The organism is Burkholderia sp. AcTa6-5 (assembly GCF_017815075.1).
In the GTDB taxonomy this organism is placed as follows: Bacteria; Pseudomonadota; Gammaproteobacteria; order Burkholderiales; family Burkholderiaceae; genus Burkholderia; species Burkholderia sola.
The window spans coordinates 1-13220 of sequence record NZ_JAGIQE010000034.1 but is presented as its reverse complement, the minus strand read 5'-3'; the positions used below and the strand labels follow the sequence as shown (position 1 = coordinate 13220).

The 13220-nt window shown below is 69.7% G+C and carries 8 protein-coding genes; all 8 read right to left on the bottom strand.

From position 1 onward, the window contains the following. Positions 1-6: 6 nt before the first annotated feature. The gene (nagE, locus tag J8I33_RS30745; protein ID WP_050014838.1) at positions 7-1770 is read right to left on the bottom strand and encodes an N-acetylglucosamine-specific PTS transporter subunit IIBC; all 1764 of its coding nucleotides are present in this window, start codon (positions 1768-1770) and stop codon (positions 7-9) included. Positions 1771-1857: 87 nt separating this feature from the next. Then, positions 1858-4455, bottom strand: coding sequence for a phosphoenolpyruvate--protein phosphotransferase (gene ptsP / locus J8I33_RS30740; RefSeq protein WP_209939701.1), 2598 nt, complete (start codon positions 4453-4455; stop codon positions 1858-1860). 15 nt (positions 4456-4470) lie between these two features. After that, on the bottom strand, positions 4471-5496 hold the full coding sequence (locus J8I33_RS30735) for an SIS domain-containing protein (protein WP_050014835.1): 1026 nt from the start codon (positions 5494-5496) through the stop codon (positions 4471-4473). Continuing rightward, complete coding sequence (gene nagA, locus J8I33_RS30730; protein WP_050014925.1) at positions 5489-6592, bottom strand: N-acetylglucosamine-6-phosphate deacetylase; 1104 nt, start codon at positions 6590-6592, stop codon at positions 5489-5491. Before nagA ends, J8I33_RS30735 begins: the two co-directional genes overlap by 8 nt. A 131-nt stretch (positions 6593-6723) precedes the next feature. Next, a complete protein-coding gene (locus J8I33_RS30725; RefSeq protein ID WP_050014833.1) occupies positions 6724-7458 on the bottom strand; it encodes a GntR family transcriptional regulator in 735 nt (244 codons plus the stop codon). A gap of 311 nt (positions 7459-7769) precedes the next feature. Beyond that, a complete protein-coding gene (locus J8I33_RS30720) occupies positions 7770-10988 on the bottom strand; it encodes an error-prone DNA polymerase (RefSeq protein ID WP_050014831.1) in 3219 nt (1072 codons plus the stop codon). 6 nt (positions 10989-10994) lie between these two features. After that, positions 10995-12491, bottom strand: a complete 1497-nt coding sequence (locus J8I33_RS30715; RefSeq protein WP_209939700.1) for a DNA polymerase Y family protein — start codon at positions 12489-12491, stop codon at positions 10995-10997. Beyond that, complete coding sequence (gene imuA / locus J8I33_RS30710; protein ID WP_050014827.1) at positions 12424-13131, bottom strand: translesion DNA synthesis-associated protein ImuA; 708 nt, start codon at positions 13129-13131, stop codon at positions 12424-12426. The genes J8I33_RS30715 and imuA overlap by 68 nt, the downstream gene beginning before the upstream one ends. Positions 13132-13220: the final 89 nt, after the last annotated feature.

The window sequence follows — 13220 nt, the reverse complement described above, 5'->3', positions numbered from 1 at the left end:
ACCGCATCACGCCGGTTGTGCTGCCGCCCCGCCGCCCGACGGCGGCAGGCGCGCGCCGAGCTGTTCGGCATAGCGCGCCGCCGCGTTGCCGCAGACGATGTGGAACGTGTCGAGCGACACCCATGCGACGTCGAGCGTGCCGAGACGCTCGCGATCGACCGCCGACGGATCGCGCACGACCACGCGCAGGCGCGTGGTGGCCACCGCATCGAGCGACACGACGTTGGTCGCGCCGCCGAACACCGCGAGCCAGCGGGTCGGCTCCGGATCGAGCGGGCCGGCGGCCGCGCCGGTGACGGGCTGCGCGGCGGCGGCCGGCGCCGTTGCTGCCGCGCCGGTCGCGCCGCTGCCGATCGCGGCACGCATTTCGTCGGCGATGATGTCGGCCTCGGGCCCGATGATCACCTGCACGCTGTTGCCGCCGCGCTTGAGCACGCCGCGTGCGCCGATCGACTTCAGTTCCGGCTCCGATACCTTCTCCGGATCGACGACGGTCAGGCGCAGGCGCGTCGTGCATGCGTCGACGACCGACAGGTTGGCCGCCCCGCCCAGCGCGGCGATGTAGCGTTGCGCACGCGGTGCGGCAGCCGTTGCCGCCGCGCCCGGTGCGACGAAGCCGCCCGACGCGTACGATTCCGTGGCCGCATCGGTCGATGCCGGCTCACGGCCCGGCGTGGCCATGTTGAACTTGCGGATGAAGAAGCGGAACAGCCCGTAGTACGCGACGCCGTACGCGATACCGAGCGGAATCGCGATCCAGCCCTTCGTCGACAGCCCGTAGTTCAGCACGTAGTCGATCGCGCCGGCCGAGAACGTGAAGCCGAGCTTCACGCCGAGGATCTGGCAGATCGCGAGCGACAGCCCCGTCAGCAACGCATGGATCACGTACAGCACCGGCGCGAGGAACATGAAGCTGAATTCGATCGGCTCGGTCACGCCGGTCAGGAACGACGTCAGCGCCATCGAGAACAGCAGGCCGCCGACCATCGCGCGGCGCTCCTTCGGCGCTTCGTGCAGCATCGCGAGACACGCCGCCGGCAGGCCGAACATCATGATCGGGAAGAAGCCGGCCATGAAGGTGCCCGCGGTCGGGTCGCCCGCGAAGAAGCGGTGCAGGTCGCCGTGCACGATCTCGCCGCCGGCCGGCGGCGTGAAGTTACCGAACACGAACCATGCGAGCGAGTTGATGATGTGGTGCAGGCCGGTGACGAGCAGCAGGCGGTTCAGGAAGCCGAACACGAACGCACCGATCGCGCCCGCCGTCGTCAGCCACTGGCCGGCCGCGTCGATCGCATGCTGGACCGGCTGCCACACGTACCCGAATACGATCCCGAGTACCACGCACACCAGCCCCGTGATGATCGGCACGAACCGCTTGCCGCCGAAGAACGCGAGGTAGTCCGGCAGCTTGATGTCTTTATAGCGGTTGTACAGCAGGCCCGCGACGACACCCGCGATGATCCCGGACAGCACGCCCATGTTCAGCTTGGGATCGATGTCCTTCATGATCGCGGTTTCGATCAGGTAACCGATCGCGCCCGCGAGCGCCGCCACGCCGTTGTTGTCCTTCGCGAAGCCGACCGCCACGCCGATCGCGAACAACAGCGGCAGGTTGTCGAAGATCGCGCCGCCGGCGTCGGCGATCATCTTGATGTTGAACACGTCCGGCTGGCCGAGCCGCAGCAGGATGCCGGCGACCGGCAATACCGCGATCGGCAGCATCAGCGCGCGGCCTAGACCCTGTATTTTCAGAAACGGATTCCCGTTCATTCAGTCCTCCAATCCTTGTCTCGTCATGAATCGTCGTTGAGGTGATTGCTTTGGTAGTGATACGGGTCGCGCGCCTGCCGCCGACGTTCAGTCGAGCGGCCAGACCTCGCGGCTTGCTGCCCTTACCGCCTGTGCCGAATCGAGCGCGAGCAGATCCTGCGCGCGCTGACGGCACAACTGGTAATCGAGACGGCGCACACGCGCCTTGATGCCCGGCACCGACACCGGATCGACCGACAGTTCGGTCACGCCGAGGCCCACCAGGACCGGCACCGCGAGCGGATCGCCGCCGAGCGCGCCGCATACGCCGACCCACTTGCCGTGCTTTTCCGCGCCGCGCACCGCGATGTCGATCAGGCGCAGCACGGCCGGATGCAGGCCGTCGGACTGCGCGGCGAGATCGGCCTGGCAGCGGTCCATCGCGAGCGTGTATTGCGTGAGGTCGTTAGTGCCGATCGACAGGAAATCCGCGTGCTGCGCGAGCTGGTCGGCCAGCAGCGCGGCCGACGGCACCTCGATCATCACGCCGACCTCGATCGGCTCGGTGCGGCCCTGCGCGCGCGCGAATTCGTCGATGCGCTTTTTCAGCCGCACGAGTTCGCCTGCGTCGGTCACCATCGGCAGCAGGATGCGCACCGCGCCGAACGGCTTCACCGCGAGCAGGCCCTGCAACTGATCGTCGAGCAGATCGGGGCGCACCTGCGCGAGACGGATGCCGCGCAGGCCGAGCGCCGGGTTCGGTTCGGGCGGCAGCGTCAGGTAGTCGACTTCCTTGTCCGCGCCGACGTCGAGCGTGCGGATGATCGCCGTGCGGCCCTGCAACGCGTCGACGATCGACTGGTAGCTCTGCTGGTGCTCGACCGCCGTCGGCGCGGCCTGACGATGGATGAACATCAGTTCGGTGCGCAGCAGGCCGACCGCGTCCGCGCCGTTGTCGACCGCGGTGTTCGCGTCGTCGAGCGTCGCGATGTTCGCGGCGACCTCGATCGCGCGGCCGTCGACCGTCGCGGCCGCCACGCCTGCCAGTTGCCGGTTCGCGTCGCGCACGCCGTCCAGGCGCTGGCGTTCGTGCCGCGCGCGCTCGACGTCGAGCGCGGTCGGCGCGTGTTCGAGCCGGCCCGAGCTCGCATCGACGACGACCTGCGTGCCGTCCGGAATCGCGTACAGCGCATCGCCGACCGCCACCAGCGCCGGGATGCCGAGCTGCCGCGCGATGATCGCCGCGTGCGACGTCGCGCCGCCGCGCGCCATCACGAGCGCGGTCACGCGTTCGCGATCGAGCGACGACAGGTCGGACGGCGTGAATTCGTCGGCCGCGAGCACGGCCTCGTCGGGCAGCGCGCGCGCGGCGCCGTTCGTGTGGCCGAGCGCGCGCAGCACGCGCTTCTCGATGTCGCGCAGGTCGGCCGCGCGTTCGGCGAGCAGCGCATCGTCGAGCTTCGACAGCGTGTCGATCTGCGTGCGGATCGTCGCGCGCCACGCGAAGCCCGCGCCCTTGCCGAGGCTGATCAGGTCGCGCGCCGCATCGACGAGCGTCGGATCTTCCAGCAGCACGCGATGCACCGCGAAGATGCCCGCTTCGCCGACCGCGCCGCGCGCCGATGCGTTGCGCACCGTTTCGCCGAGTTCGGCGTCGACCGCCTTCAGCGCCTGGTCGAGGCGGCGGCTTTCCGCGGCCGGCGTGCCGGTCGCCTGCTCGGTCGGCACGATGTCCGCATCGTCGAGACGCACCAGCGTGCCGACCGCGATGCCGGGCGCGGCGCACACGCCGGCGAGCGTGTTCGGGTCAATGGGCGCGCCATCGCGCGGCGCGCCGGCGTGGCGTGCGACCGTCTGCGGCGCGGGCGACTTCAGCCGCGCCGGCTTTTCCTCCACTTCGCCGTGCGCTTCGCGCAGCAGCTCGCGCTCGACCGCATCGACGGCCTGCTGCGCGTGCGCGCCGCGGCCGACCAGCTCGACCGTCGCGCCTTCGCCAGCGCCGAGACCGAGCAGGCCGACGACGCTCGCGATCGACGCCTTGCGGCCGTCGAACAGCACGTCGACGCTCGCGTCGAGCCCGCGCGCGGCTTCCCGCGCCCGTGCGGCCGGCCGCGCATGCAGGCCGCCCGGCTGCGCGAGCACGATTTCGCGGCGCACTTCGTTGTGCGCGGCCGCGCCGGCCTGCGCCGCCTGCGCGGCGGCTTCGCCCTTGCCGCGCAGCGCGAGCAACGGCGTCTCGCCGGCCGTCGCGAAACCGCTCGCGCGATCGACGACCTCGAACGCGTCGGAATTCGCGATCGCGATCACCGACACCAGCGAATGCGCGTTTCGCGCGACCGCGTCCTGGTCGAACTCGATCAACAACGCGCCCGCTTCGACGCGCGCGCCGGCTTCGACGTGCGCGACGAAGCCCTGCCCGTTCAGCTCGACGGTGTCGATGCCGATGTGCAGCAGCACTTCCGCGCCTTGCGGCGTCGTGATCGTCACCGCGTGGCCGGTGCGTGCGAGATGCGACACGACGCCCGCGCACGGCGCGACGAGCCGGCCTTCGAGCGGGTCGATGCCGATGCCGTCGCCGAACATCCCGCCGGAGAACACCGGATCGGGCACGTCGGCCAGCGGAACGATCGGCCCCGTCAACGGGCTAAGCAGGACGATCTGATCGTGGTTGGGGCTCTTCAACTGGGATTCCTCGGCGCGTCTCATCGGCTTTCTCGACTGTCAGTGCGTTTCGGTGACTTTATTCAGGTGGCGCGGCGTGTCGGGATTGCGGCCGCGCGCGACGGCGAGATCCGCCGCCATCACGTAGAACGAAAGAATGGCGGCGATCGGGTCGAGCGCCGAATGGGCCGACTGCGCGAGCGGCAGCACGGTGCCCTTTGCGTCGGATGTGCCGGGCGTGCCGGCTGGCGCCGCGAGCAGCACGGCGGCGCCGCGTGCGCGCATGTCCGCGGCCAGCTGCAGCAGGCCGGCCTGCTCGGGCCCCGGCGGCGCGAACACGAGCAGCGGATAGTCGCGGTCGATCAGCTCCATCGGGCCGTGGCGGACTTCGGCGCTCGAGAATGCCTCGGCCTGGATGCCGGAGGTTTCCTTCAGCTTCAGCGCGGCTTCCTGCGCGATCGCGAGGCCGAGGCCGCGACCGATCACGATCATCCGCTCGACCCCCGCGAGCGCGGCGACGGCCTGCGACCAGTCGAGCCGGCCGGCTTGCGCGAGCACGTCGGGCAGGCCGCGCAATGCGGTGATCAGCGCGGCGTCGCGCTGCCAGTACGCGACGATCTGCGCGGACAGCGACAGCATCGCGATATAGCTCTTCGTCGCGGCGACCGACAGTTCGGGGCCGGCCAACAGCGGCAGCTGGTGCTCGCACGCGTCGGCGAGCGGCGACGGCAGCACGTTGACGGCGGCGACGGTGCGCGCGCCGGCTTCGCGCAGCGCGGCCATCGTGTTGACGAGATCGGGGCTCTTGCCCGACTGCGAGAACGCGAGCGCGAGCTGGTCCTGCACCTTCAGCGGCGCCTGCTGCAGCGTCGCGACCGACATCGGCAGCGACGCGACCGGCACGCCGAGGCGGCTCATCGTCAGGCTCGCGAAATAGCTGGCGGCGTGATCCGAGCTGCCGCGCGCGACCGTCAGCGCGACGGCCGGCGGGTGATCGAGCAATTGGCCGGCGAGCGCTTCGACGCGCGCGGTGTCGGCGAGTTGCGCGGCGACGACCTGGGCGGACTCGCGCGCTTCCTTAAGCATATTCGACAATCGATTCTCCTTCGACGTAGGTCGCGGTGAGGTTCAGGTCGCGATCGAACACCGCGAGGTCGGCCCATGCGCCGCGCTCGAGGCGGCCGCGATCGGCGATGCCGAGGTAGTCGGCCGCGTAGCGCGACATCCGGTTCGACACGTCGGCGATCGGCAGGCCGAGCGACACGAGGTTGCGCAGCGCCTGGTCCATCGTCAGCGTGCTGCCGGCGAGCGTGCCGTCGGCGAGCCGCACGCCGCCGAGGCACTTCGTCACGTGCTGGCTGCCGAGCCGGTATTCGCCGTCGGGCATGCCGGTCGCGGACGTGCTGTCGGTCACGACGTACAGGCGCGGGATCGCGCGCAGCGCCGCACGGATCGCACCGGGGTGGACGTGCAGCAGATCGGGGATGATTTCCGCGTACTCGGCGTGCGCGAGCGCCGCGCCGACGAGGCCCGGGTTGCGGTGATGCAGCGGCGACATCGCGTTGAACAGGTGCGTGAAACCGCATGCGCCGTGCTTGAGCGCGGCGACCGCGTCGTCGTAGGTCGCGAGCGAGTGGCCGAGCTGCACGCGTACGCCGCGCGCGGCCATCTCGCCGATGATCTCGATGTGGCCGGCGATTTCCGGCGCGAGCGTGACGACGCGGATCGGCGCGATCGACAGGTACTTCAGCACCTCGTCGAGCACGGCCGACACGGCCGCGTCCGGCTGCGCGCCGAGCTTGCCGGGGTTGATGTATGGGCCTTCGAGATGCACGCCGAGCACGCGCGCGCCGCCGGGCGTGCGGGTACGGGCGACGATGCCGAGGTTCGCGACGACCTCCATCAGTTCGTCGCGCGGCGCGGTCATCGTCGTCGCGAGCAGGCTCGTCGTGCCGAATTGCGCGTGCGTGCGAGCGATCGTTTCGATCGCATCGCCGCCTTCCATCACGTCGGCGCCGCCGCCGCCATGCACGTGCAGGTCGATGAAGCCGGGCAGGATGTAAGGCGCGTCGTTCGTCGCGGGATCGACGGGCGTGCCGTCGAGCGTGGTGATGCGGCCGTTCTCGCTATCGAGCGAACCGAGAATCCAGCCGTCGGAGGTGAGGATGTTGCCAGTCAGCATGACGTTCTCTTGATGATCGGGTGACGCGGGCATCCGCGTCGTGATTGGCCAATCCGTTGCGATTCATTACGCGCGATTGCGTTCCATCGCGATTGCGCGGAGGGTGCGAGGTGTGTGGGCAGTCTCGCGCGTCAGCGTTTCAGTTCGGCGACGAAGTCGTAGTAGTCGTCGCGGCAATACGTTTCGGTCACTTCGATCGCGCGCTGGTCGGCGCCGTAGCCGATCCGCGTGATCACCAGCAGCGCCGAGCCCGGCTTCACCGCCATCCATTTCGCGATCGCGTGCGTCGCGTTCGCGGCGCGAAAGTGCTGCAACGCGCGCACGACGGTCATGCCGCGCGCCTCGAGGTATTCGTACAGCGACGCGCCGAGCGCCTGCGGATCGGGCACCACCGCGGCCGGCAGCGTCGAATGCTCGACCGCCATCACGATGCCGTCCGCGCGGCGCAGCCGCTCCAGCCGCGCGACCGTCGCGCCGGGCGCGAGGCCGAGATGCGTGAGCTCGTCGCGGCTCGCGGTGCGCAGCGTGCGCGCCAGCCACACCGAATCGGGCACGAAGCCGCGCTGCTGCATCTTCGCGGTGAAGCCGACGAGACGCGACAGCGGATCGGCGACGCGCGGCGTGATGAAGCTGCCCGCGCCGCGCGCCCGCTTGATCAGGCCCTGCTCGACCAGCAGCGCGAGCGCACGTCGCGCGGTGATCCGCGACACGCCGACCGACACCGACAGCAGCCGTTCCGACGGCAGCGCCTCGCCGGCCCGCCACGCGCCGGCGTGAATCGCGCTCGCCAGGTTGCGGGCGAGCTGCAGATAGAGCGGCGTGTCGTCGAGGGGATCGGGCGCCAGTTCGGACCAGCCGGTTTCCATGTGCCTCCGGGTGTCGGACGACGATCTCGGACCGTCGAAAGTGAACGCATTATATAACCACCATAATACCAGTCAACGAACTGGTATTAGCGCTGCGGAAATCGCCGAAAGCCTTGCGAGGCAAGCGTTTTAGTGCCAGCAAAGCCTTTGTTTACAACGCAGTGCGGCATAGGGATTTACCCGAAGTGGTATGCAAAGGGACGGTTCAGGCGCCCGGTTCGGCGGGATTTCGGGTGCGAATATGAGACCGAAATAGAACCAATTTGGCCAACTGGTATGCACCTGCCGAGCAGGCCGGCGCGATGCAGGCGTCAGTGGAATTCGCGGCTCGACGTGCGCAGGCCGCCGAGCAGCGGCGTCAGATCCTCGAAATGCTGCGCGACGAGGTGCCGCACGTCGCTGACGACCTGCCACACGCCGGACGCCGCGAGCAGCCGCGAATCGAGCGTTTCGCGACGCTGCCGCGCGAGCAGTTCGGGCCGGACGATCACGTTCACGCAACCCGTTTCGTCTTCGAGCGTCATGAACATCACGCCCTTCGCGGTGCCCGGCATCTGCCGCGCGATCACGAGCCCGCATGCGCGTGCGAGCCGGCCGTCGAGGCGATCGCGCAGCTCGGCCGCGGACGACAGCCGCTGCGCGCGCAGCGCCGGCCGCAGCAGCGCGACCGGGTGGCGATTCAGCGTGAGGCCGGTGGTGTGATAGTCGGCGAGGATGTCGTCGGCTTCCGACGGTGCGCCGAGCGCGGGTTGCTCCACCTCGTCGATCGGCGCGGCGGCGAGCAGGTCGCGCTCCGGCGCCGCGGCGACGGCCTGCCACAGCGCATCGCGGCGATGGCCGGCGAGCGTCGCGAGCGCGTTCGCGGCGGCGAGCGCTTCGAGATCGCGCCGTTCGAGCTGCGCGCGCCGGGCGAGGCTGTCGACGTTGTCGAACGGGCCGGCGGCGCGGGCGGCTTCGATGCGGCGCGCAGCGGCTTCGCCAAGACCGCGCACGAGCGACAGGCCGAGCCGCACGGCCGGCTGGCCGTGTGGCGGCGGCTGATCGGGCAGCGCTTCGAGCGCGGCCTCCCAGTTGCTTTGCGTGACGTCGATCGGCAGCACCTTCACGCGATGACGCTTCGCGTCCTGCACGAGCTGCGACGGCGGGTAGAAGCCCATCGGCTGGCTGTTCAGCAGCGCGGCGAGGAAGATCGCCGGTTCGTGGCACTTGAGCCAGCTGCTCGCGTACGCGAGTTTCGCGAAACTGGCCGCATGGCTTTCGGGAAAACCGTATTCGCCGAAGCCCTTGATCTGCTCGAAGATCTGCTCGGCGAATTCGCGCGTGTAGTTGCGTTCGAGCATCCCGCTGATGATCTTGTCCTGATATTTCTCGAGATTGCCCTTGCGCTTCCATGCGGCCATCGCGCGACGCAAGTCGTCCGCTTCGCCAGGCGTAAAACCTGCGGCGACGATCGCGATCTGCATCACCTGTTCCTGGAAGATCGGCACACCCAGCGTGCGAATGAGCACTTCCTTGAGCGCGTCGCTCGGATACGTGACCTCACCCTCCTCTTCGCCGGCCACGATCCTGCGCCGCTGCAAATACGGATGCACCGCGCCGCCCTGAATCGGGCCGGGCCGCACGATCGACACCTGGACCACGAGATCGTAATAGTGGCGCGGCCGCAGCCGCGGCAGCATCGACATCTGCGCACGCGATTCGATCTGGAACACACCGACGGTATCGGCGCGGCAGATCATGTCGTAGGTTGCTTTGTCATCCTGCGGAATGTGTTTCAGCGTAAACGGTTCGCCGTCCGGCTCCGGCGGCCCGCGCCACGCGGTGCGCAGGTCGAACGCGCGATGCAGCGCCGACAGCATGCCGAGCGCGAGCACGTCGACCTTCATCAGCCCGAGCGCCTCGAGATCGTCCTTGTCCCACTGGATCACGCGCCGCCCGTCCATCGCCGCGTTCTCGACCGGCACGAGCCGCGTGAGCTTGCCGCGGCTGATCACGAAGCCGCCCGAATGCTGCGACAGGTGACGCGGGAAGTTGAGCAAGCGCCCCGCCAGTTCGGCCCATGTGCGAATCAGCGGCGTTTCGGGATCGAGCCCGGTCGACGCGAATTGCTGCAGCAGATCGCGGCTGCCGTCGAACCAGCGATGCCCCTTCGCGACCCGATCGACCAGCATCGGGTCGACGCCGAGCGCCTTGCCGGTTTCGCGCAGCACGCCGCGCGGACGATACGTCGAAACGGCGGCCGCGAGCGCGGCGCGGTCGTGCCCGTATTTTTTGTAGATGTGCTGGATCACTTCTTCCCGGCGCTGATGCTCGAAATCGACGTCGATGTCGGGCGGCTCGCCGCGTTCCGCGCTGATGAAGCGCTCGAACAGCATCGTGCTTTGCTCGGGATTCACTTCGGTGATGCCGAGGCAATAGCAGACCACCGAATTCGCGGCCGAGCCGCGGCCCTGGCACAGGATGTTCTGGCTGCGCGCGTATTTGACGATGTCGTAGACGGTCAGGAAGAACGGTTCGTATTTCAGCCGGGCGATCAGATCGAGTTCGTACCGGATCTGCTGCTCTACTTTTTCCGGGATGCCGTTCGGATAACGCCCGGCCGCTCCCGCGAAGGTTTCCTGTTCCAGATAGCGCGTCGGCGTGAGCCCCTTCGGCACGATCTCGTCGGGATACTCGTAGCGCAGCTTGCCGAGATCGACGTCGCATGCATCGAGAATCGCGCACGTCTCCGCCATCTCGTTCGGCGAAAACAGTTCTGCGATTCGCTTCCGCCAACGCAGATGCTGCTCCGCATTCGGCGCGAGCGCATAGCCGCATTCAGAAACCGGCATCCCGACGCGAATCGCCGTCATCACGTCCTGCAGCGGTTTGCAGGAGCGCTTATGCATCGTCACGTCGCCAAGCGCGACGATGCGCACGCCGCGCCGTTTGCCGGCCTCGCGAATCTCGTCGCGCTGCGCACCATCCAGCGCACGCTGCAACTGCACGAGCCCGAGCCGCGCACGCTCGCCGAAGGTCGCGCGGAACCATGCGACCTGCGCATCGAGCACGGCCGCCCGCACCGGATACGTCGGCACGAGAATCGCGAAGCAGTCGGGCATGCCACGCAGATGGGCGAATTTCTCAGGCGGCCTCGACAACATTCGCGACGTCAGCCGGTAAGTTCCCTTCGGCGACTCCATCCGCCGCCACGAAATCAACTCGGACAGGTTGCCGTACCCTTCGCGGTTCTGCGCGAGCAACACGAGCCCGAACGCACCGGGGCCCGGATCCTGGCCGGGCGCGACTTCATCCGGCGTGACGTCGAAATACGAACCGATGACAAGCGGCAGCCCTTTCGCCTTCGCGGCGACATGCATGCGCGGCGCGCCGGCGAGCGAGCATTCGTCGGTGATCGCGATCCCGCGATAGCCGAGTTCCGCCGCACGCTCGACCAGTTCGTCCGCATGCGACGCGCCATGCAGGAACGAAAAGTTCGAGCGGCAGAACAACTCCGCGTAATCGGGCAGCAAACTGAATTCCGCAGCCATCTCCGCTCACCCGAACAAACCGTGCAGGAACCAGCGCGGGGCAGCCTGACTGCTCGTCCGCTCCATGAATACCCAGTAGCACGCGCCCTCTTCGTCCTGCGCGACGTGGTAATCGCGTGCGATCAACTGTCCGTCGAACCACCCGGCCTCGATCCGCTCAGCCGACGACATCATCCGGAGTGGCGTATGAAATACCGGCCGCTCGCCGCGCATCAGAAGCGGCAGCGGTTCGGCGAGCAGCCACGCGGGACGCGGCGGCGCGGCGGGCGGACCGGCAACAGGCTTGCCCGCTTGCGCATCGAGCGGCAACCAGCGGTTCGCGACCTCAGGACGATGATCGGCGACAGGCGCCGCGCGCAATACGTTGTCCGTGCCGAGCCGCGCGACCAGCAGCTCGAGCAACCGCTCGCGGGTTTCCCGCGTACCGCCCGGCTCGGGAAAAAGATCGTCGGCCGGCGGCGCGACCGGTTCGACGCGCGTGGCCTTCAGCCGCACCGCGATCACCGCGGCCGGCAGCTCGATGCGCGCGAGCCGCTCGCCGAGCAGCCGCATGAAATGCGCTTCGTCGCGCACGGGCGCCGCGAACGCGAGTTCGAGCGGGGTCGGCGGCACGGCCTGGCGGCCGCGCTCGTGCTCGAGCTCGAACGTCATCGCGGCCAGCGACAGTTGCCGCGCGGCCAGCCAGCCGCACAGCTGCACGACGAGCCGCCGTGCGGCGAACAGCACGGCTTCCGCGTAGTCGACGCGCTCCGGCAATTCGAGCCGCACGTCGAACACGGGCGGCACCGCCATCCACGCGAGCGGCTCGACCGCTTCGCCGTACGCCCGATCGAGCGCGGCCAGCAGCGCGGGACCGCAGCGCCGCTGCAGCCCCGCGCGCGGCAGGCGGCGCAGATCGGCAAGCGTGCGACAGCCGAGGCCGTCGAACCAGCCCGCATACGGACGCGCGTCGGGCAGCAGCACGCAGGGCAGCCGGTCGAGCGTGCGGACGAGCGACGCGTGACGCGCGACGCGGCGCCGCATGCGCGAGCGCGCCGACGTGCGCGCGAGCAGCCACGCGCCGCGCCCGGTCGGCGCGGCGGACAGGCGCGCCGCATAGCCGAGCGCCGCGAGCGTCGCGCGCACCTGGCGGCACAGCGACGGCAGCCCGCCGAACAGGCGCAGGCTCGGGCCGACGTCGACGATCAGCGTGGCTTCGTCGTCGAGCGCGACGCACGGCGAGAAGCGCAGCAGCGCGAGCGCGACCGCGCGCAGCGCATCGGCTTCGCGGGCGGGATCGCGTTCGACGAGCTGCGTCGCGGGCGCGAGCGTCAGCACGCCGCCGCGCTTCATGCCCGCGCGCACGCCCTGTCGGCGCGCGGCCGCATCGGCGATCAGCACGACACCCTGCTCGAGCACCGCGCAGCCTGCGTCGCCGGCCTCGCCGGCCGCTGCGTCAGACGGCGGCGGGGCGCACACGTCGAGCGGCAGGCGCGGCAGATGGATGCCGAGCAAGACGCGCATAGCGGCTCTCCACGATGGGCGACGGCAAATCGAGCACGAGCGGCTCGCTGCGCGCGGGCCCGCGACGCTTGACGATGTCGAGCGACACGCCGCCCGGCACCGGATGCAGCGCGACGCGCAGCACGGCCGGCGACGGCTGCCGCGCGGCCGACAGCGGGCGCAGCATCACGAACAGCGTGTCGCCGGTGCGCGCGGCCGCGAGATGCAGGCGGCGCAGCGCATCGGGCCGCGCGTCCTGCCAGAGCAGCAGCGCGCCGCAACAGCCGGTCTTGAGCGCCTGCTCGGCGGCCCACAATGCATCGGTGCGGCTACCGGCGCGCAACCACAGCAGCGCGTCGGCCGGCACGCCGAGGCTGGCGAGCGCGGTGGCATGCGGCGACTGCGGCGGCGCGACGAGCGCGAGCGGCCGCCGCGCGCTGACGGCGCGGGCGAGCGCGGGTGCGAGCAGCCGCATCTCGCCGCAGCCCGGCTGCGCGGCCAGCAGTTCGACGAGGCCGCCGACCGGCCAGCCGCCGCCCGGCAGCTCGGCCGACAGCGGCGCGAAGCCGGTCTCGATCGTGCGCGGACCGCCGCGCGCGAGCTGCGAGCCGCGCCACAGCGACGGATGAAGGGACTCGGGAGAAATGGAGGATGCGAGCATGATGCCACCCACAAGTCGGGTAGCGACGGCGCATTGCTGCGCCGCCGCCCCCTAAGAACCGTACGTGCGAGTTTCCCCGCATACGGCTC